The following is a 20,202-nucleotide window of genomic DNA, read 5'->3' as shown; positions in this document are numbered from 1 at the left end:
CATGAGCTCCATCGAAGACAAAATCAAAGGTGCTACCAACAAGGTCGTCGGCAAGATCAAGGAAGAAGTTGGTCGTGTCACGAATGACGAAGAGCTTGAAGGTGAAGGCGTCGTCCAGAACCTCAAGGGTCAGGCCCAGACAGCCAAAGGCGACGTCAAGGACGCCGTCAAAAAGGGTGTCGACAAGATCTGACGCTCACGTCACTGTCATGAGACATGCAACGCCCGCCTCTCCGGCGGGCGTTCGCATTTGTGGGGAAAGGTGACATAATGGCCCTCTCTTCTTTCCTCCTTCCGCAAGACAGGAAACAGCCATGTCCTCCACCGCTTCATCCCCCCGCCGCCCTGTCATGCTCGTCATTCTGGACGGGTTCGGCTGGCGTGAGGAGAATTCCGATAACGCGGTGAGACTGGCCAACACACCAACCTTCGATACCCTCTGGGCTAACTCCCCTCATGCCTTTCTCAAAACCTGTGGCGAAGACGTCGGCCTGCCTGATGGCCAGATGGGCAACTCGGAAGTCGGCCATCTGAATATCGGCGCTGGACGCGTTGTCATGCAGGAACTCCCGCGCATTTCGCGAAGCGCCCGTGACGGCTCCCTCGCTGAAAATACGGCTCTGAAAGAGTTCATCCACGCTCTGAAAGTCTCCGGCGGCACCTGCCATCTCATGGGCTTGATCTCCCCCGGCGGTGTTCATGCCCATCAGGACCATGTCCTTGCACTCGCCAAAATCGTCAGCGCGGCTGGTGTTCCTGTGGCACTGCACATTTTCAGTGACGGCCGCGACACCGCCCCTCAGTCCGGTCAGGACTACATCCCCGCCCTGCTGGGCGAACTCCCCGAAAGTGTGCAGGTCGCCACAATCAGCGGACGCTATTACGCCATGGACCGTGACCGTCGCTGGGAACGCGTCAAACTGGCCGTCGATGCGATCCGGGACGGCAAGGGCCAGCATGCAGACGATGCCCTCTCCGTTCTCAAAGCCAGCTATGCAGAGAACAAGGGAGACGAATTCGTCGTCCCGACAGTTCTTGGCGATTATGCAGGCATGAAGGACGGCGACGGCATCCTGTCCTGCAACTTCCGCGCAGACCGTATCCGCCAGCTTCTGGATGTTCTGGTCGTGCCGGATTTTGACGGTTACGAAAGCGGTCGACGCATCAATTTCGCCGCCGTCAGTGGCATGACGCGCTACTCTGACCATCTTGCCCCATACATGACGGTCCTCTTTCCGAAGATCCCCCTCGACGATCTTCTGGGAGACGTTGTGTCCAAAGCCGGCAAGGCCCAGCTGCGCATGGCCGAGACGGAAAAATTCCCGCACGTCACCTACTTCCTGAACGGTGGTCGAGAGGTCCAGCTTCCGGGTGAAGAGCGTATCCTCGTCCCGTCTCCAAAAGTCGCCACCTATGATCTGCAACCGGAAATGTCGGCTCCTGAACTGACAGATCGCGCTGTGGAAGCCATCGACTCAGGCCGGTTCGACATGATCATCCTGAACTTCGCCAACCCGGACATGGTCGGCCATACCGGCTCCCTTCCGGCGGCCATCAAGGCCTGCGAAACAGTTGACCAGGGCCTTGGCCGTATCAACGACGCTATTACCCGCGCGGGGGGAACACTGATCGTCACTGCGGATCACGGCAACTGCGAAACCATGCGCGATCCCGAAACCGGCGGTGCTCACACGGCCCATACCCTCAACGTCGTTCCAGTCATTCTGGCTCACGCCACAGGCAAAACCATCCATGACGGACGCCTTGCCGATCTGGCTCCGACCCTTCTTGCGCTCCTCGGCCTGCCTCAGCCCGCAGCCATGACCGGCGTTTCCCTGCTTGAAAACGTCTGATCCAGCCAGACTGCTGCCATTGGCTCTGGCGATCTCGCCATGGCTGATGGCGGCCTCTCCGGCAGATCACGCCCATCATCGAGCCGCCGCGCATACTCACCATTCATCTGCTGCCAGCGCGGGACAACAAGCGCTTGCGCGAGCGCAGGCCGCCCGAAAAGCGCTTGAAGCCCAGCAGGCGCAGGAAGCAGCCACTTTACGCGCGCGACAGCAAGCGGCCACTCAGGCGCAACAGAAAGCGCTTCAGGACAATGCCCGCAAAGTCGCGTTTGCCGCACAGACACGCACAGCACAGACAGCCGTTCAGACAACACGCTCCCGTATCGACACTCTGAACGCGGAAATTGATGATCTGAAACAGAAACAGGCTAGTATCAGGCAGGATATTGCCCGCGAAAACGAGGCCTTGCAGCCTCTTTTGCCCGTTGCAGCCCGCCTGTCCATTGCGCCTGATGCCGCGCTTCTCGCCTCACCCTCCGCCGCAACAGACAGCGTAACAGCCTTGTCTATTCTAGGCGGTTTCTCACGCTTGACCCAGCAGCGGGCCGCGCATCTTCAGGCAAAACAGAACGAACTCCAAACAGTCGAAGACGCGCTTGATAGCCGTCAGAAAGAACTGGATGGTCTCCTGAAATCCCAGACACACCAGCGCGATGTCGCAGCGGCCAGAACAAAGGTCGCGGCCCGCCAGGAAACGCTTTCGGATCAGGCTGCAAAACGCGCCAGATCCGCTGTCGCCGAAGCCATGAAAGCGTCTGCTGATCTTTCAGCTGAAATCGAAACCATCGCCCGGCAGGAAGCACAGGCCAAAGCCGAACTTGAGGCAGAGGCCCGTGCGCTGGCAAAGCAGCACCAGATGGAGCAGGCCCGCAAGGCACGCGCGCAGGCGAAAGCCCTGTCAGCTGGCAATGGCGTCTCTTCCGGCAGCGGACATGCCCCGGTTTCGGGACATGTCGCCGTCCGTTGGGGACAGGACACAGAGGCTGGTCCCGCTACTGGCATCACTTACGCAGCAGCGTCATCCGCCGCCGTACAGGCCCCCTGCAGCGGACGAATCGTCTTTTCCGGTCCTTTCCGGTCCTTCGGGCAGATGCTGATCCTGGATTGCGGGCAGAATTATCGCTTTGTTCTCTCCGGCCTCGGCTCTCTGGGAGTTTCGAGCGGCCAAAGCGTTAGAAAAGCCGCCACACTTGGGCAAATGCCCGCCTCTGACGGCCTGCTCTTCGTCCAGTTGCGCCATGGCGCACAGATCGTCAGCCCCGCTCCGTTTCTCTGACCCTGTTTTCTGACAGGACAGGACACTGTAAGATCACGTCTTAACATTTCGGCAACCCGTTTCGCGCTAGTCCTACACAGCAAGAGACGCCGGAAGCACGCCCGTTCCCGAGGATGGAGATCACATGAAGTTCCGTACTGGCCTGTTGCTGGGCACCGCCTTTCTGGCCGGACTGGCTGTCGGACCGGGCGCACTGCGTCTCGTCGGGTCCGCTGGCACTTTCCCTACCGCCGCCCTCGCCCGCGACGTCTCTCATGACAACAGCGCTGAAACCGTTCGTCTCCTGACCCTCCTGGGGACGGTCATGGACGTCGTGAAGGCCGAATACGTTCATCCGGTTTCGGACAAAGACCTCATCAACAACGCGCTTGATGGCATGGTCGGAGAACTGGACCCGCATTCGTCCTACATGACGGCTGCCCAGTTCAAGGACATGCAGACCGAGATTTCCGGCAAATTCGGCGGCCTTGGTCTTCAGGTTCAAGCAGAATCCGGGCATGTCCGCGTGGTTTCGCCGATCGACGGCACCCCCGCTGCGCGCGCTGGCATCCAGACCGGTGATTTCATCACCATGGTCGACCACAAGAGCATTGACGGCCTGACGCTCGATCAGGCCGTCCGCAAAATGCGTGGTGATCCGGGAACCTCCATCAGCCTGACCGTCGTGCGCCCAAAGACAGGTAAGACCCTGACTTTCGATATGAAGCGCGAAATCGTTCACGTTCAGATCGTCCGGTCCGCCCTGTACGGCAGCACGGCCTATATCCGCCTGACCGAATTCGATGACGACCTTGAAGGCGCAATGCATACGGCTTTCGATAAGCTGAAAGCAGAAGCCGCCAAAAGCCCTGCCCACAAGCTGACGGGCGTTATTCTGGATCTGCGGTCGAACCCTGGTGGCAAGCTCGATCAGGCCATCGCCGTCTCCGATGATTTCATCAAGGAAGGCGAGATTGTCTCCATCCGTGGACGTCACCCGGAGAACAACCAGCGCTGGGATGCCAAGGGAACGGACATCACCAACGGATTGCCGATCGTTGTCCTGACAAATGGCGGTTCTGCCTCAGCCAGCGAAATCGTTGCCGGTGCCCTGAAGGATCATCGCCGTGCGGTCATTCTTGGCGAAAAGACGTTCGGCAAGGGGTCCGTCCAGACGCTGATCCCGATCGGCGATCAAGGCGCTGTCCGCCTGACAACAGCCCGTTACTATACGCCATCCGGCCGTTCCATTCAGGGACTGGGCATTACGCCTGATATTACTGTCGCAGAAACCAAGGATGACGATGGCTACGGTTATCGTGAGGCTGATCTGTCCCATATCCTGACGAATGTGGGCGGTAACCGCACGACCGAGACGCCCCGCACAGACCTTCCGGAAATTTCCAAATCCATTCCGAAGGCGCCCCCTGCGGATTGGCCAAAGTTTGACCTGACGAAACCCGCAACGGACTTCCAGCTTCAGCAGGCAATCAAGGTCGTGAATGCCATGGCAGGCATTTCGAACCCGGCTCCTGCCATTGAACAGGCCACCGAAGTCAAGGCGCCTCCAACTGACAAGAAGTCCGCACCGGCTACCCCTCCGGCGCACTAAACTCATAAAACCAGAAGGACAGTCCAGATCGTGCAGAACCGTCCCGCTTCACCCCGCTCCCCCGGGCTCTGGAGCCGTCTTCCCGTTATCGGACGCCTTCTGGTCGCGTTCTGGGGTCTTGTTCTTGTAGGTGGCACAACAGCAGCTCTGATGCTTTGGCATCAGAGCCAGCCCTCCGCACCAGTACGCACGGCAAAGAACCAACCAGCCGCCCCCGGTGCTCATCAACCGGATGCGGTGGCCGATAATCATTCAGTGCGGCCGCCCGTGATACCAGTCGAGAAGGCGCAGAATACATCCGCACCTAAACCTGTTCCTGTCACAGCTCCGGTTCCATCGGCGCCAGCGATCAAATCTCCGCAGATGCCGCCGCCGATTGCCCAAACACCTACTTTCGATCTGGATTCAATCACAGCATCCGGGAAGACGGCCCTTGCCATCGTGCTTCAGGGCTTTGGCTATTCAGATGCCATGACCTACGATGTGTTTTCACGCATTCCCGCCCCGGTTGCCGTTGGCGTATCGCCTTATATTGGCAATCTGCCGGATGTTCTGGCGCGTGCCCACGCAGCCCATCGGGAAATCTTTGTCACGCTGCCGATGCAGAGCGCTCATCCAGAAAACGTTGATGAAGGCCCGCACGCACTGGGCAATGGCAATTCCGAAGCCGATGATCGCCGTGAGCTGGACTGGTGCCTGTCCCGCGCAGAAGGCGCAACGGGCCTGACGGATACTTCGGAAGCCGGAGACAGCCAACCGGGTGGAGGATTTGCCACCACGCCTGGTTTCCATCCGATTGAAGACATCATCGCCAGCCATGATCTGCTTTACCTTAGCGGATCACCTCAGGAAGACCGTCATATCCGGGGCATGACTGCGACGGCATGGATCAACGGTGACACCGATGCCGCAACGCTTGATGCACAGCTTGCCGCCCTGCTTCCAGACGGTACAAAACCCACACATATCCTGTTGATGGTTGGTCCGTTGACGCCCGTAGCGATCGATCGTCTTGCAAGCTGGCTCAGTGGCCCCGTTGCAAACCGCTTTGTTCTCGTTCCTCCTTCCGCACTGGCAGACAATGGTGCAACGGGCGAACAGGCCTCGGCACAGCCCAAAGATATTCAGACGGCTCCCCTATGACCGATTTTTCCAATCTTCCTTACCGTCCCAATGTTGGGGTTGCCCTTTTTAACCGGGACGGAAAGCTGTTTGTCGCCCGACGTGCAGATCTGCCGGGAGAGATCTGGCAATGCCCACAAGGTGGCATAGACGAAGGAGAAGACCCTCGGACTGCCGCCTTGCGTGAACTCGCAGAAGAAACAGGCTGCACACGGGCAACAGTCCTGGCAGAACGCCGCGAGTGGCTGGCTTATGATCTACCAGCAGAATTGATCGGCCGGGCTCTGGGAGGGAAATACCGCGGGCAGACACAGAAATGGTTTGTTCTCGGTTTTGAGGGAACAGATAGCGACATCCGGCTGGATCTACATCTTCCTGCAGAGTTTGATCTCTGGGAATGGATAGAACCGGAAGACCTGCTTCAGCGCAATCTGGGCTTCAAACAGGAGCTTTACGAAAAACTCCTGCCGGAACTCAAAACCCTCTATCAGGCTGCTTCCAGCGACTGGCTGCGCACCAACCGGGCATAAAGGCCGTCTTTTTTCAGCAACTCCGCATGAGACCCTGCCTCTACAGCCCGGCCATCATCCATCACAACAATTACATCTGCGGACTGAACCGTCGAAAGACGATGCGCTACAATCACTGTGGTGCGTCCGGTCCGCAGAGCCGCAAGCGCCCCCTGCACACGGGATTCGCTTTCTGAATCCAAAGCACTTGTTGCTTCATCAAGAAGCAGAACACGGGGGTCACGCAGAAGAGCACGTGCAAGTGCTACACGCTGCCTCTGCCCCCCCGAAAGACGGCGCCCCCCTGGACCAACGCGTGTTTCCAGACCATGCGGAAGATTGTCCGCAAAATCGACAGCCGCCATCCGGCAGGCCGCTTCTACGTCCTCACGGCTCGCATCCGGTCGACCAATCCAGATATTTTCGATCAGCGAAAGATCAAACAGGGTGGTATCCTGACTGACATACGCAATCGCATCCCGCAAAGACGCCACCTGCACATCCCGGATATCGATCCCCTCAAGCAGAATACGCCCACCCGACACATCATGTAGACGCGGTATCAGGGACAGTGCCGTTGATTTTCCTGCTCCGCTCGGCCCAACGAGAGCCACAGTCTGGCCTGGCTGTACATCAAGCGTCAGACCAGCCAGCCCCACCCGACCATCCTCGTACTGATAGGATGCCTGCTCGAAAACAAGATGCCCCTTGCCGCCCGGCAAAGATACGGCATCCGTACGATCAGTAACCGCAGGCGGCTCATCAATGACGGCAAAAACACGCGCCAGTCCAGCAAGGCCTTCCTGCATTGCCGTGTTGAGTGACCCAAGCGCACGGATAGGCCGGGCGGCAGTCAGGAGAGCGGTGATAAACGCCGTGAAGTCTCCAAGTGTTGCCCCGCCCATGGCCGCACGCCAGCCCGCGAACCCCAAAACAACAGCCACAGCCGTTCCGCCCAGAACTTCCAGAACAGGATCAACACGCGCGCGCCCTTTTGCAATGCGCAGAAACGCGGTGTGCAGCAGATCCAGCGACTGGTCGACACGGCTGCTCTCACGGTCTTCCATGCGATAAATCCGCACCTGACGTGCCAGCGCAAAACTTTCATTCAGAAGTGCAGATGTTTCACCAATCTGCTCCTGCATCCCACCAGAGGCCCGGCGCACTTTCTTGCCCAGCTTCTGAATTGGGACAGCTGCTACGGGGTACAACACCAACGCAATAAGGCTCAGTTCCCAGTCAGCCCAGATCATGGCGGCCACCAGGCCCACAACCGTCACGGCATCACCCAACGCATTCACAACACGCACCATGGCTTCACGGATGGAAACGGCATCCGTTGTAAAGCGCGCAGCCCACTGGGCAGGTGCTTCGCGCTCAATGCGCGACACATCGGTCTGAAGAGAATGTCTAAACATGCGGGACTGCAACCCGCGGATCACCGTCAGAACAAGTCCCTGAACGGCAATCGTCTGCCCATACTGGGAAGCTGCTTTCAGTGTGGTCACAATCACGACCAGCGCTGGAACCTGATACAAAATCCGAGGGTCCTGCGCAGCGAACATGTCCACGGCACGCTTGATGACGACCGGGTACAGCGCGGTCAAACTGGCCATCAAAACGGTCAGTACAATGACCGTCACGATCTGACGAACGTGACGACGCATTTCGTCCCGCCAGATCCTGCGGATCAGAATCTGGCTATCTGTATCAAGGGCTGTCTTTCTGCTCATGCGTGGGGGTTTAGCAGGCCTCTTGAAAACTGCGAAACAAGACGGCTTTAGTCTGATTTTTCCCGTAGTTCGGAGGCTCCCGCCAGATGCATAAGACAGGCCTTCCTGTCAGGCCGACAGCCCTGTTCCAGCCACCAGGATTGCCCGGCCTTCAGCCAGGCTCCCATGATAGGTCCCGGCAGTAATCCGGCATCTTTTGCATCCTGCCCAGTCAATGGAAAAACCGGCTGGGATATTTGTTGCAAATGCGTCCTCAGACGATCCCACCCTTTGTCCGGCACACCGAGAACAGAAGCCTGCGTCAACCAGCTTCTATCCAGAAGAACAGGAAGATACTGCCGAAACCGAGCCCGACGGAGATCATCCTCCAGCATGGCCGGATCAAGAACAGGCGTATTTTCACCATACTGCCGAAGGCGGTCACGATCCGCATTCGACAGTCTCAATCGTTCCCCCAGATCACTCCAGTCTGCATGGCAAAGCGCAAACAACCGTAGAAGCGCGTCTTCAGGAGACTGACACACCAGAAGCCTGTGCAACGCCTGAATATCCGAAGCGGGGACAAGATGCGCCAGAAGTCCCACGTCTTTCATAACGGAAAGCGTTTCCACAACCCGTGGCCCGGTCAGAATTCTCAGAAGTTCAGAAGCAATGCGTTCGGCCGACAACGCATCAATCAGATCCAGCCGTTCCGAAATCGCCTGACAGGCCTCCGCATCAGGCTCCCCATGGCCATATCGGGCGTCAAACCGAAAAAACCTGAGCGCCCTCAACGCATCTTCTTCGATCCGTCGTCCTGCTTCTCCGACAAACCGAACACGATGATCGGCAAGATCCTTTAAACCACCGAAATAGTCATGAAGGACGTCATGCCGGTCCAGCGACATGGCGTTGATCGTAAAATCCCGACGCGCCGCATCCTCAGCCCAATCTCCCGTCCAGGAAACAACAGCATGTCGGCCATCCGTCTCTTCATCACGGCGCAGGGTTGTAATTTCGTAAGGTTCCCCTCGGATCACAGCCGTCACTGTGCCATGCGCCAATCCGGTGGGAACAACCTTCACCCCTGCGGATTTCAGAATACGCAGGACATCTTCAGGAGAGTCAGGGGTTGCCATATCAAGGTCATGAACCGGCATACCACGCAGAAGATCCCGCACGGACCCACCAACCAGTCGTGCCTCTGGCAACAAACGCCACACCTCATCCAGACCGCGTCGATCCTTCACGCGGGCCAGAAGTCCCGAAGCCTCTTTCATGGCTGACGTGAAAGCGGGAAAAAACAGTCCTGACTCCAGACGCCCAGACAGGGTTTGCCTTCCGCATGCCCCGGTACGGCCAGCGCCGCGAGTTCGAAATGAACAGAGCGACTGATTCGTGCAAGGATCGGAAAATCGCCCTCCCCGTCTCTCAGATGCACATAAGGAATAGAACCGCAGTCATCAGCGGGCCGATCCCAGTCACAGGAGATCGGATGGTCCGGCCCTACGCAGACAAGTTCATCCATATTCGTTCGGAAACAGAGCGTCTGACGCCGCCCACAGCTTCCTTTGAAGTCCATTTCCACGGCAATGTAGGGCACGTCCTCCACCTGTATAACACCGCTTTCCATCGGTGTTTTCAGCCAGTACGTGCCCTCCGCATCCCGGGTCAGCATGGACGAAAATATGCACAGCATCGCTTTCCGCGTTACCGGAGAACCGCGATAGAGCCATGTTCCATCCCGACGGATCAGAAAGGGTAACTGGCGCACACCCTTGCCTTGGCCTGCGTCAGAAATGGTTTCGGATGCCCCTGTCGCGGGGAAAACGTCTGATCGGGAGGCATCCCGACAATCATGCGCGCTCAATTTTCCCTCCGGTTAAAATGAAAACTTCTCTTCTCACACCAAGTTGGGTGCAATCGAGCCTTGATGAAACCCCCACACCTGTCAGACTGGTGATATGAGCGAGCAGCATTATTCTACCGGCGCCTCCGCCGGAACCCTCCAGGGCGAAGCGGATGTGGCCGAGGCCGACCGTCTGGCCCCCGTTCTCCGCGATGTCCATCAGGCTATTGGCGGAATTGTGCTGGGACAGGACCGTGTGATCGAGCAGGTTCTCGTCACGATCCTTTCTGGCGGTCACGCGCTTCTGATGGGTGCACCCGGTCTCGGCAAGACACTTCTCGTCAATACAGCGTCCCGCGTGCTGGGCCTTGATGCGACCCGCATCCAGTTCACGCCTGACCTCATGCCGTCCGACATTACAGGTGCGGAGATTCTGGATCAGGACGTCAACGGACAGCGGGCCTTCCGATTCCTGCCCGGCCCGATCTTTGGACAACTTGTTCTGGCCGACGAAATCAACCGTGCCAGCCCGCGCACCCAGTCCGCGCTTCTACAGGCCATGGCCGAACACCGCGTGACACAGGGTGGCAAGGATTACGTTCTGCCGTCGCCTTTCCACGTTCTCGCGACCCAGAACCCGATTGAGCAGGAAGGCACCTATCCGCTGCCCGAAGCCCAGCTCGACCGTTTCATGCTTCGTATTCCGCTGGATTTCCCGAGCCGGGATGCAGAGCGCCAGATGCTTCTGCAAACCACGGGCGCCACAACAGCACACACACCAACCCTGATGAACGCAACAACCCTTCTGGCTGCCCAGAAGCTGGTTCGTCGCCTGCCCGTGGGAGACAAGATCGTCGATGCCATTCTGGCCCTGACACGGTCCCTGCGCCCTGAAGATGCTTCTGCGTCCGCTGATGTGCGGGATGCCGTTTCCTTCGGACCAGGTCCACGTGCCGCACAGGCCCTCATGATCGCCACCCGCGCCCGCGCCCTTCTGAACGGTCGTCTGGCACCAAGCCTTGATGACGTCGTGTCATTGGCCGAGCCGGTCCTGTCTCACCGTATCGGGCTTGGCTTCGGTGCAAGAGCTTCTGGCGTGACGGTTGAAGCCCTGATCCGCAAACAGGCCCAGACGATCCTCTGAACCCCGTGAAAAGTCCCACCGAAGCGCTCCGCGGTCTGTTCTCCCGCAAGAACAGCCGCTCCTCAGAGTCCATGACCGCCCCGGCAGAGCGTCTAGCCCTGCCGACCCTTCTTCTGCATGCCGAAAAAATTGCCGCCAGCCTTCAGGTTGGCACGCATGGACGCAGACGGGCTGGCAGCGGCGAAGACTTCTGGCAGTTCAGGCCCTACAATGCCGGAGAACCCGCAACCGCCATCGACTGGCGGCAATCCGCCCGCTCCCCGATTGACAACACCTTCTGGGTGCGGGAACGGGAGCGGGAAAACACACAGTCCCTGCTGGTCTGGTGCGACCCGTCTCCGTCCATGAACTGGCGCTCTGCGGGCACGCTTCCCACCAAACGCGAACGCGCCCAACTCTGCACGCTGGCCCTTGCTGGTGCCGCACTCAGAGGGGGGGAAAAGGCCGGGCTTTTGACGGGGCCGGAAGCGGGACGCACATTCGCTGGCCGTCAGGTGCTGGGTCGCCTTGGTGAAGCCCTTCTCCATTCCTCACCAGATGAACCACAGTTCCCCCCTCTGGACGGTATTCCGCCGCAAACAGATCTCGTCCTCATCAGTGATTTTCTGTGGGAAGAAGATCGGATTGATGCCGTTCTCAAGCACTGCGCCAACCGGCCGGTCCGGACGCATCTGCTGTGTATTCTCGATCCCGGTGAGCGCTCCCTCGACCAGAAGGGACGCATCCGGTTTTCCGGACTTGAAGGGGGCGTTCTGACCCTTCCTGCCTTGGAAAGCCTCGGGCCAGCTTACGAACAGGCCATGTCCGCGCATCTCGCCGCTCTTCAAAGCAGCGCAGGCCGTCTTCACGCGGATTGCATCATGCATGACACCTCACAGGACCCGCTCCCGGCGCTTCTGGCCCTACATCTTGCCATGGGAGGCGGCCGATGATCTTCCTGTCCCCGCTTCTGCTTCTGGGCCTGCTGGCGCTCCCCGCCCTGTGGTGGCTCGTCCGCGCCACGCCGCCAGCCCCGCAGGAAAAAACCTTTCCCTCCCTGCTGCTACTCAAGCGACTGACAGCCCGGCGTGAAGATGCAGCGCGCTCACCATTGTGGCTGCTCATCCTGCGGATTGCGGCGGTTGCCCTCGTTATTTTTGGCCTCTCCCGACCAGTTTTTATTCCACACACGAGTGACACAACGAACGGCCCCCTCCTGATCGTTCTCGACGATGGGTGGGCATCCATCCCGCACTGGAATGAACGTGTGGCGACGGCCTTGTCTTTAGGGCAAACCGCTCTTCGCAATGGCAACCCCGTCACCATCGTTCATGCCGCCCGATCTTCAGATGGCGCCATGCCTGAACCGTTCACGACACAGGATAGACACGCCCTGTCCGAACATCTGGAGCATCTGCACGCACACTCCTGGCCCGTGGATCGCGCTGGACTTGCAGACCTGCTCCAGAGAGTTGATCTGTCTGACAAGCATGTCGTCGTTCTGTCTGATGGGCTTGCATCCCCCGATGATGCCGTCCTTCAGGCAGCGTTAGGTAAATCACGCTCCGTACAGGATATGCGCTGGAACGCATGCGATATCCTGCGTCTGTCGGCAGGCCCTAATTCCGACGGCGCTCTTCACGCCAAAGCTGAAGGCCTGAACTGCCCTTCCCGCACTGTCACGATTCGCGCGGTTGCCGCCAATGGAGGCACGCTTGCTGCCTTCCCCGCACAGGTTGGCGAGGACAAAACCCTCGCACTCCCAGCTCTTCTACGAAACCAGCTCGATCATTTTACGCTCGAAGGTATGACAGGACCAGCTACAACCGTTCTGCTGGGTGATGCCGGTCATCGCCGCCCGGTCGGCCTGCTACAGACACCGGGCGATACCACCCCTCTTATCGGTTCGGCATTCTTCCTGAACCACGCCCTCGACACAATGTCGGAGCGTCATAACGGCGACGCGAATGCATTGCTCGGTTCGTCCCTTTCCGTTCTGGTCGCAACGGATGGCGCGCTGTCCGGCGACCAGACCCGCAAGCGTGTTATGGACTGGGTTCGCCACGGGGGAATGCTGATCCGCTTTGCTGGCCCCGGCCTTGCCGCAGAGCCATCCTCCCAGCAGGACACATCTTCTGCCGATCCGCTCCTTCCCGTCCCCCTAATGAATGGGATGCGTCAGCTTGGCGGCCCCATGTCCTGGGGAAAACCGCAGGCCCTGGAGCCTTTTCCGGCCTCTTCGCCTTTTGCTGATCTGACTATTCCTGCTGATGTCACAGTTTCTCGTCAGGTTTTGGCAAAACCTGAAACTGGCCTTCAGGATCATGTCTGGGCCGCTCTGGCAGACGGGACACCTCTTGTCACCGCCCGCACGGAAGGAAACGGGGAGATCGTCCTGTTCCACGTCACAGCCTCTCCCGACTGGTCCAACCTGCCCATTTCCGGGCTGTTCCCACAAATGCTGGAACGCCTGATTGAACGTTCCGCCGGTGTGGCCGGAAGCGGACCAACCGATCTTGCTCCATGGCGTATGCTCGACAGCGAGGGCAGCCTCGTCATGCCACCTGAGGCCGCACGCTCCATTCATGGGAACGATCTTTCAAAGACGAGCATCAGCGTGACCCACCCTCCGGGTCTGTACGGCCCCGCACATGGCACCCGCGCGCTCAATGTTTCCAATCACTCTGCTCTTCTCAATGAAGAACCACTGCTCGGTAGGCGCATTACACCGGATGGCGCGCATCCAGACCGGCCGATCGGGCCATGGCTTCTGGCGGCTGGACTTCTGGTGCTACTCGTAGACTTTGCCCTGTCTCTCAGACGACGCGGCCTGCTCGGACCAATAGCTGCGATACTGGTTCTGATCGCCATGCCACAGGCACAGGCGCAGACAGCCAGTGCTCCCCCAGCCCTCCCGGCCTCAGCTCCACCAGCAGCCCTTGAAACCCGTCTCGCTTATGTTCTGACCGGACATGACGATGTGGATGAAGCCTCAAAACAAGGCCTTCAGGGCCTGTCCGATTATACCAGTGCGCGGAGTTCAGCGGCTCTCGGCCATCCGGATGGCGTAACACCCGGCAAGGATGATCTCGCGTTCTACCCGATGCTTTACTGGCCCATTACCGCAGATGCCCAACCTGATGCTGCTCGGACCAAGGCTCTCAATGCTTTTATGGATCACGGCGGTATCCTGCTGATCGATCAACAGGGCGCAGGCACGGATATGGATGCCGGGTCAGGCGGCGCAGTCCGGGCAGCTCTGAAACGCGTCACGGATGGGCTGATCATTCCTCCCCTCGCCAAACTGTCGGACAAACACGTTCTGGGACACACCTTCTATCTTTTGCACAGCGGTTTTCCCGGCCGGATCAACGGTCAGCCCGTTTATGTCGCCCGAAATGGGGACGAGGCGAATGATGACGTCAGCCCGGTCATTATCGGCAATGGAGACTGGGCACATGCCTGGGCCGTCGATGCATCCGGCAACCATCCTTATGCAGTCCTGCCCGGCGGAGATGACCAGCGCACACAGGCTTATCGCTTTGGGGTCAACATGGTGCTCTACGCCCTGACTGGAAACTACAAGAGCGATCAGGCTCACTACCCTGAAATGCTGCGCCGACTGGGACAGGACAATCCAGACGGACAAGCGAACACAGGCAGTACGGATGAAGACGAGGAGGACGCACCATGACGTTCGATCTCGCCCCCATGCTGCCACTCTGGCTGCTCATCACGATCGCGGCCGTCATTACCATAGGCGCAGTGTACGGTTTCATCCGTGGCGCACGCGGGATGATCTGGCGCGCCCTTGCCCTTCTGGTGCTTCTGGGCTGGATGGCTGGACCGCGCTCGCTCCATCCGGTTTTCAAGCCTGTTCCTCAGGATGCGCTCCTGATCGTGGATCGCTCTCCCTCCATGCAGGTTGGCCAGAGAACTGCACTTGCTGATCAGACAGCCAGCCAGATCATGCAGGATGCCGCCCACCTCCCCGGCCTGACTCTACACCGGGTCGACGTTCCCGGAGGCAACGGGCACGGCACACGCCTGTTCGACGCGATGGATCATGCTGACCTGCCGCAGGGTCGCTTTGCCGGTGCAATTGTTGTCACGGACGGGATGGACCATGACGTGCCCGCGCATCTACCTGCGCGTTTCCACGGCCCGAATGGGCAGACGCTGCCGATGCATCTCCTTGTGACGGCCAAGGGAGAAGAAACAGACCGCAGACTGCGTATTCTCAGCACGCCGCCCTATGCCATCGTCGGGCAGAACGCGACCATTCGCCTTCAGGTTGATGATCTGGGGACACTAGGACCAGCAACAGCCATGCTGACTGTTCGCGCTGGCGATGCCCAACCTGCGACACGCGAAATCCAGACCGGCCAGCCACAGGACATCACTGTCCCCGTTCAGCATCCCGGCGAAACGCTGGTTGGCTTGTCTGTTTCCGCCCTTCCTGGTGAAGCCTCACAACTCAACAACTCTGATGTCATCCGGATCCGTGGCGTTCTGGACAGGCTCCGCGTCCTGCTGGTTTCGGGAGTACCCAATCAGAGCGAACGCGTCTGGCGCCGCCTTCTGAAAGCTGACCCGTCTGTTGATCTGGTCCACTTCACCATCCTGCGCTCGCCCAATACAGATGACGGCACACCGCTCTCCGATCTCGCGCTGATCCCATTCCCTATTCGGGAACTGTTTCAGGAAAAGATTCGCAGTTTCGATCTCATCATTCTTGATGGCTTTCGGAACAGCAATATCCTGCCCGAAGAGTATCTCACCAACATTGCGGACTATGTGCGCAAGGGAGGCGGCCTGCTTGTCACGGCCGGTCCGGAATTCGTGCAGGACGGGTCTTTGCAGGACACGACACTGGCGCAGGTTTTTCCCGCTCATGTCCCAACAGACGGGATCGTCACCAAGCCTTTCCGCCCCGGCCTGACAGATCTTGGTAAGGCGCATCCTGTCACCGCGGGTCTTGGAAACAGCAGCGACTGGGGGCCTTGGTATCGATCTGCCAAAGTCGATCAGTCTCATGGACAGAACCTGATGAGCGGACCTGACGGCTCTCCGCTTCTTCTACTCGATCATGTGGAACAGGGCCGCGTGGCCATGCTTCTGTCTGATCAGCTCTGGCTCTGGTCTCGTGACGAAGGCGGCGGCGGTCCGCAGGCCGAACTGCTCCGTCGGCTGTCCCACTGGCTGATGAAAGAGCCAGACCTTGAAGAAAATCGCCTGACGGCGCGCATCGAAAATGGACAACTTCTTGTCGAGCGTCATGCTCTTGGCCAGACGACCATCACACCACAGGCCATGGTGACACTCCCGGATGGCCGGACCCAACCCCTCTCCATGACGGGCGGAAAAGGACTGTGGACTGGCACGCTCCCCGTCAGTGGGAATGGAATCTGGACGATCCGGCAAGACGGCCTTGTCGCTTTCGCAAGCCCCGTGTCTCAGGATGTTCTGGAACGGCAGGATCTCCGCGCAACGGCGACCGTCATGGGACCAATCGCCCAAGCCTCTGGCGGCAGCCAGAACTGGGCAAGCCTTTCAATCCCGCATCTTCGACAGGTTCAGGCCGGACAGGATTTGTCTGGATCCGGCTGGATTGGCCTTCCCGTCAGCAAGGCCGCTGTCGCCGGAGAAACGCGGACCCAGGACCTGATCCCTGGATGGCTCGCGCTTGTTCTCGCTCTTGGATGTCTTGGGCTTGGCTGGTGGCGGGAAGGACGCTGATGTTGCGACGTGTGACAAGTTGGGGACGACGATTCTGGAGACTCGCACAGGACTTCAGATCGCAGTATATTGACCCTATGCGACTGCCTCTGACCCTTCCCCGCCTTTTGCTGATTGCCGCCCTGGCAGCCACACCGACAATTTTCGTGCCTTGGCACTCTGCCCATGCGCAGGACGCCGATGACGCAGAGGCTGAACAGGAAGCCGAGGAATCCGCCAAAAAGGCTGAGGCCCGCAAAGCTGCCAAGCGGGCAGCGCCTCCATCAGCATTGCCGGGTGCTGAAGCATCCGACGATGATGCCGGCCATGCCCGTACGGATACGAACCCGACAACGGCCCTGTTTGATGCCGTCAATCGCGGTTCACTGAACGCGGCCAAGGAAGCCCTGAATCGCGGTGCGGACATGAACGCGCACAACATTCTCGATCAGACGCCCCTCGACATGGCCATCGATCTGAATCGCAACGACATCATGTTCCTGCTGCTCTCCATGCGCACTTACAATCCTGATGGCCGTCTGGAAACAAGCGTTCAGGATAGTGGCGTTCAGATGAAGGGTGGAAGTGGCCATCTGACAATCGGCGGCAGCGCTGCCACCACAAGCCGCAAGAAGGCTGCTCCCCGTTTCGACGAAAAGGGCGCCAGCACTGATCCGGCTTCCGGTTTCCTGGGCTTCGCCGGTCGCTAATCCCTTCATTTTCAGAGACACAAAAAAAGCCGAAAGGAATTTTCTCCTTTCGGCTTTTTTTTATTCATCGGCCTATGCGTCATCAGTTCCGAGAGATCGGACGAACACAACCATACTTAATATTTTCGTCCCCCATGCAGGGCCGGGTACGGCTCACGTGCAAGGTAACCTCCAAACACGTTTCAGAAGCCGTACAAGCAGCTCTACAGCTCTTGAAGCTGCAGATGGCGTCTGGGGAAAATCAGCCCACGTTTCGGAGGGCTACACTCTCCTGACGCAGGATATCAATCGGCACCATCTGCCCGTCACGCTCGAAGAACCAGAATGTCCACCCATTGCAGGACGGCGCATTCGTTAGCGTTGCACCGAGTTTGTGAATGGACCCCCGCTGATTGCCAGACACGAGCGTTCCATCCGGCGTCACCGTCGCCTTAAGGCGTTTCTGACGATCATAAAGAGCGGTTCCCGCAGGCAGCACACCCGTTTCCACGAAGCTTCCAAACGGAATACGCGGCATCTCGCGCTTCGCTGGCGTCACAGCAATCTGCTCAGACGTCAGGCGCTCTTCACGCGCCACACGCTCCCGCGCGGCCTTCACATAATCAGGATGCCGCTCGATACCGACATAATGACGTCCCAGCCGTTTGGCGACGGCGGGTGTCGTACCACTTCCGCAGAACGGATCCAGCACGACATCTTCCACATTTGTGGACGCCACGAGAACACGATGCAGTAGACTTTCTGGCTTCTGGGTCGGATGCAGCTTCAGGCCATGCTCGTTCTTCAGGCGCTCATTGCCTGTGCAAAGCGGAAGATACCAGTCGGACCGCATCTGAAGATCATCATTCAGCGCCTTCATGGCCTGATAGTTGAACCGATAACGGCTCTGCGGGCTTTTCGCCGCCCAGATCATTGTCTCATGAGCATTCGTAAACCGACGCCCACGGAAATTCGGCATGGGGTTAGACTTGCGCCAGATAATGTCGTTCAGGATCCAGAAACCAAGATCCTGAAGGATGGCACCGAGGCGGAACACGTTGTGATAGGAGCCGATCACCCAGATCGTGCCATCCTTGTCCAGAATACGATGCGCTTCGGACAGCCACTCCCGCGTGAACTTGTCATAGGCGGAATAATCGTCGAACTTGTCCCAGGCGTCATCAACACCATCGACAACCGTCTCATCCGGGCGACGCAACTCGCCACGAAGCTGAAGATTATATGGCGGATCGGCAAAGATGCAGTCCACGCTGCCGTCCGGCAGGGTCTTCATCGTTTCCACGCATTCACCACGCAGGATCTGGTCCACGGGAAGTTCGCCGGTCATGCTGCGTGCGCCTTTGCTTCAATCATGTTTCGGATCGGCGCAAATCCGCGCCTGTGATGGGGCGTGACACCCCGAATTTTCAGACCGCTCATATGAACGGCAGTGCCGTAACCGGCATTGCGCTCCCACCCATACGCGTCGTGCCGAACAGCAAGACGGGCCATCAGGCGGTCACGTGTAATTTTTGCAATAATGGATGCTGCTGCGATGGAAAGACTGATCCCATCTCCGCCGATCACCATCTGGATGGGACAAGGCAGCTTCGGTGCGTGCTTACCATCAACCAGAGCAAGGTCAGGCACCTGGCCAAGCCGGTCCAATGCCCGACGCATGGCTAGATGGCAGGCCTGAGCAATATTGATTTTTTCGATTTCGGTTACGGAGGCAGCGCCGATACCCGTCAGAATATCCGGCGTCTGCATCAGCAGGTCATAGGCGATCATGCGCCGCTTTGCCGTGAGCTTCTTGGAATCATCAAGCAGAGCCGAGAGTTTTTCATCAGGCTCGGACGTAAAAGCAACAGCAGCAGCAACCACAGGCCCAGCCAGAGGACCACGCCCTACTTCGTCGATCCCGACGACCAGCCCTCCGTGGGCGGCTTCAAGGGCATAATCTGGCATTCCTGAACTGCTCCCCCGACCGATCCGGTCAATAAACTGACTACCGAATCGGTTTTGAATCATGGCGACTCGAAAGGGAAGCCCAAAAATGGGTTATTTTTCAGATTAAGCTGTCAAGTGTGTTCCGAAAGACTCTTTCCAGCCGCTTCAGAGGTTCTCTTGGTCTCCATCTCCCTCCGCCGGCGTCGTTGACTGAACAGTTCCTGATGCGTGGTGGGCATGTCTCGCCTGCTCACGGATTTCCGGAAAACGGGCAATCGTATCTCCAATGTTGAACACCAGGAGAACCAAACTGAGGACCAGCAACGACATCCCCTTCCCAACAACCTGACGACGACGCCAGAAGTAGCCAGGCAGAAACAGCCACCACCAGAAACCCGGCGGTGTATTTCCTGCTTCCCGGATAGCATTCCGATCCAGGGTAAATGCTGTAAAAAACAACCCCAGAACCAGAAGCCCGACGATGCCGTTAGTATTCATGCGAGCGGCCTCAGGAACATGCCGCCAGTCCATGATATAAAGTGTCATTCGTCCCATGAGCCATGGGCCAACCAGAAGCACCCAGGCCCAGTGTTCCGACACTTCCGCCTTCGGCCTCAGAAAGCCGGTCAACGGGGACACCAGTCCGGCAGCTGAAGCTGGTCGCCAGCTATCGCCAAACGACGGATTCCAGACCAGTGTTTCCGGCCGGATACGCTGCTGCATGATCAGACGTAAAATTTCTTCACGGGAAACAGGGCCAGACTGTTGCCCATTGCTCTCGTAAAACCAGTCCATAAAAATAAAGCCTCC

The 20,202-nt window shown here is 58.6% G+C and carries 17 protein-coding genes; 11 read left to right on the top strand and 6 right to left on the bottom strand.

Annotated elements, in window-relative coordinates; genetic code table 11:
- Nucleotide 1: 1 nt before the first annotated feature.
- The 6 genes from J4P41_RS05700 to J4P41_RS05675 all read left to right on the top strand — a co-directional run bounded on the left by J4P41_RS05700 (nt 2) and on the right by J4P41_RS05675 (nt 6,372).
- Complete coding sequence (locus J4P41_RS05700) at nt 2-193, top strand: CsbD family protein (protein WP_026017457.1); 192 nt, start codon at nt 2-4, stop codon at nt 191-193.
- 121 nt (nt 194-314) lie between these two features.
- A complete protein-coding gene (gene gpmI, locus J4P41_RS05695; RefSeq protein ID WP_426066379.1) occupies nt 315-1,853 on the top strand; it encodes a 2,3-bisphosphoglycerate-independent phosphoglycerate mutase in 1,539 nt (512 codons plus the stop codon).
- The gene (locus tag J4P41_RS05690) at nt 1,840-3,129 is read left to right on the top strand and encodes a murein hydrolase activator EnvC family protein (protein WP_426066378.1); all 1,290 of its coding nucleotides are present in this window, start codon (nt 1,840-1,842) and stop codon (nt 3,127-3,129) included. Before gpmI ends, J4P41_RS05690 begins: the two co-directional genes overlap by 14 nt.
- 124 nt (nt 3,130-3,253) lie before the next feature.
- Nucleotides 3,254-4,720: a S41 family peptidase gene (locus J4P41_RS05685; protein ID WP_426066377.1), complete on the top strand. Its 1,467-nt coding sequence runs from the start codon at nt 3,254-3,256 to the stop codon at nt 4,718-4,720.
- Between the two features lie 30 nt (nt 4,721-4,750).
- Nucleotides 4,751-5,863 carry a divergent polysaccharide deacetylase family protein gene (locus tag J4P41_RS05680; RefSeq protein WP_426066376.1) on the top strand — a complete coding sequence of 371 codons (1,113 nt, stop codon included), beginning with the start codon at nt 4,751-4,753 and terminating at the stop codon, nt 5,861-5,863.
- Nucleotides 5,860-6,372 carry an RNA pyrophosphohydrolase gene (locus J4P41_RS05675; RefSeq protein ID WP_426066375.1) on the top strand — a complete coding sequence of 171 codons (513 nt, stop codon included), beginning with the start codon at nt 5,860-5,862 and terminating at the stop codon, nt 6,370-6,372. Before J4P41_RS05680 ends, J4P41_RS05675 begins: the two co-directional genes overlap by 4 nt.
- Here the strand turns inward: J4P41_RS05675 and J4P41_RS05670 are convergent.
- The 3 genes from J4P41_RS05670 to J4P41_RS05660 are packed head-to-tail and all read right to left on the bottom strand — an operon-like array spanning nt 6,330 to nt 9,933.
- Nucleotides 6,330-8,084 carry an ABC transporter ATP-binding protein gene (locus tag J4P41_RS05670; protein ID WP_426066374.1) on the bottom strand — a complete coding sequence of 585 codons (1,755 nt, stop codon included), beginning with the start codon at nt 8,082-8,084 and terminating at the stop codon, nt 6,330-6,332. The genes J4P41_RS05675 and J4P41_RS05670 overlap by 43 nt on opposite strands.
- 47 nt (nt 8,085-8,131) lie before the next feature.
- Nucleotides 8,132-9,343 (bottom strand): CCA tRNA nucleotidyltransferase, encoded by a 1,212-nt coding sequence (locus J4P41_RS05665; protein ID WP_426066373.1) that lies wholly within the window; start codon nt 9,341-9,343, stop codon nt 8,132-8,134.
- Nucleotides 9,340-9,933 (bottom strand): DUF1285 domain-containing protein, encoded by a 594-nt coding sequence (locus J4P41_RS05660; RefSeq protein WP_426066372.1) that lies wholly within the window; start codon nt 9,931-9,933, stop codon nt 9,340-9,342. Before J4P41_RS05660 ends, J4P41_RS05665 begins: the two co-directional genes overlap by 4 nt.
- A 94-nt stretch (nt 9,934-10,027) precedes the next feature.
- Here J4P41_RS05660 and J4P41_RS05655 point away from each other — a divergent pair, with 94 nt between their 5' ends.
- The 5 genes from J4P41_RS05655 (at nt 10,028) to J4P41_RS05635 (ending at nt 17,463) form a co-directional block, all read left to right on the top strand.
- On the top strand, nt 10,028-11,056 hold the full coding sequence (locus tag J4P41_RS05655; protein ID WP_426066371.1) for an AAA family ATPase: 1,029 nt from the start codon (nt 10,028-10,030) through the stop codon (nt 11,054-11,056).
- A 5-nt stretch (nt 11,057-11,061) separates the two neighbouring features.
- Complete coding sequence (locus tag J4P41_RS05650) at nt 11,062-11,988, top strand: DUF58 domain-containing protein (RefSeq protein WP_426066370.1); 927 nt, start codon at nt 11,062-11,064, stop codon at nt 11,986-11,988.
- Nucleotides 11,985-14,729 (top strand): DUF4159 domain-containing protein, encoded by a 2,745-nt coding sequence (locus J4P41_RS05645; RefSeq protein WP_426066369.1) that lies wholly within the window; start codon nt 11,985-11,987, stop codon nt 14,727-14,729. Before J4P41_RS05650 ends, J4P41_RS05645 begins: the two co-directional genes overlap by 4 nt.
- Entirely contained in the window at nt 14,726-16,774 is a 2,049-nt protein-coding gene (locus J4P41_RS05640) for a glutamine amidotransferase (RefSeq protein ID WP_426066368.1), read from the top strand. The genes J4P41_RS05645 and J4P41_RS05640 overlap by 4 nt, the downstream gene beginning before the upstream one ends.
- A gap of 77 nt (nt 16,775-16,851) precedes the next feature.
- Nucleotides 16,852-17,463 (top strand): ankyrin repeat domain-containing protein, encoded by a 612-nt coding sequence (locus tag J4P41_RS05635; protein ID WP_010502071.1) that lies wholly within the window; start codon nt 16,852-16,854, stop codon nt 17,461-17,463.
- Between the two features lie 241 nt (nt 17,464-17,704).
- Here the strand turns inward: J4P41_RS05635 and J4P41_RS05630 are convergent, their stop codons facing one another.
- The 3 genes from J4P41_RS05630 to J4P41_RS05620 all read right to left on the bottom strand — a co-directional run bounded on the left by J4P41_RS05630 (nt 17,705) and on the right by J4P41_RS05620 (nt 20,187).
- Nucleotides 17,705-18,790, bottom strand: a complete 1,086-nt coding sequence (locus J4P41_RS05630) for a site-specific DNA-methyltransferase (RefSeq protein WP_061932401.1) — start codon at nt 18,788-18,790, stop codon at nt 17,705-17,707.
- Nucleotides 18,787-19,410 carry a ribonuclease HII gene (locus tag J4P41_RS05625; protein WP_426066367.1) on the bottom strand — a complete coding sequence of 208 codons (624 nt, stop codon included), beginning with the start codon at nt 19,408-19,410 and terminating at the stop codon, nt 18,787-18,789. The genes J4P41_RS05630 and J4P41_RS05625 overlap by 4 nt, the downstream gene beginning before the upstream one ends.
- A 147-nt stretch (nt 19,411-19,557) precedes the next feature.
- On the bottom strand, nt 19,558-20,187 hold the full coding sequence (locus tag J4P41_RS05620) for a DUF4339 domain-containing protein (protein WP_426066366.1): 630 nt from the start codon (nt 20,185-20,187) through the stop codon (nt 19,558-19,560).
- Nucleotides 20,188-20,202: the final 15 nt, after the last annotated feature.

It is taken from the genome of Gluconobacter sp. NFX36 (genome assembly GCF_049887835.1).
GTDB classification, from domain to species: Bacteria; Pseudomonadota; Alphaproteobacteria; order Acetobacterales; family Acetobacteraceae; genus Gluconobacter; species Gluconobacter japonicus_A.
Note: the sequence above shows the minus strand (reverse complement) of the source record. Positions and strands in the feature narration are given on the sequence as shown.

Bases quoted from the DNA above. Each gene is read 5' to 3' on its own strand.
- J4P41_RS05700 (WP_026017457.1), top strand. From the start codon at position 2: ATGAGCTCCATCGAAGACAAAATCAAAGGTGCTACCAACAAGGTCGTC.
- gpmI (WP_426066379.1), top strand. From the start codon at position 315: ATGTCCTCCACCGCTTCATCCCCCCGCCGCCCTGTCATGCTCGTCATT.
- J4P41_RS05685 (WP_426066377.1), top strand. From the start codon at position 3,254: ATGAAGTTCCGTACTGGCCTGTTGCTGGGCACCGCCTTTCTGGCCGGA.
- J4P41_RS05675 (WP_426066375.1), top strand. From the start codon at position 5,860: ATGACCGATTTTTCCAATCTTCCTTACCGTCCCAATGTTGGGGTTGCC.
- J4P41_RS05670 (WP_426066374.1), bottom strand. From the start codon at position 8,084: ATGAGCAGAAAGACAGCCCTTGATACAGATAGCCAGATTCTGATCCGC.
- J4P41_RS05665 (WP_426066373.1), bottom strand. From the start codon at position 9,343: ATGAAAGAGGCTTCGGGACTTCTGGCCCGCGTGAAGGATCGACGCGGT.
- J4P41_RS05655 (WP_426066371.1), top strand. From the start codon at position 10,028: ATGAGCGAGCAGCATTATTCTACCGGCGCCTCCGCCGGAACCCTCCAG.
- J4P41_RS05645 (WP_426066369.1), top strand. From the start codon at position 11,985: ATGATCTTCCTGTCCCCGCTTCTGCTTCTGGGCCTGCTGGCGCTCCCC.
- J4P41_RS05640 (WP_426066368.1), top strand. From the start codon at position 14,726: ATGACGTTCGATCTCGCCCCCATGCTGCCACTCTGGCTGCTCATCACG.
- J4P41_RS05635 (WP_010502071.1), top strand. From the start codon at position 16,852: ATGCGACTGCCTCTGACCCTTCCCCGCCTTTTGCTGATTGCCGCCCTG.
- J4P41_RS05630 (WP_061932401.1), bottom strand. From the start codon at position 18,790: ATGACCGGCGAACTTCCCGTGGACCAGATCCTGCGTGGTGAATGCGTG.
- J4P41_RS05625 (WP_426066367.1), bottom strand. From the start codon at position 19,410: ATGCCAGATTATGCCCTTGAAGCCGCCCACGGAGGGCTGGTCGTCGGG.
- J4P41_RS05620 (WP_426066366.1), bottom strand. From the start codon at position 20,187: ATGGACTGGTTTTACGAGAGCAATGGGCAACAGTCTGGCCCTGTTTCC.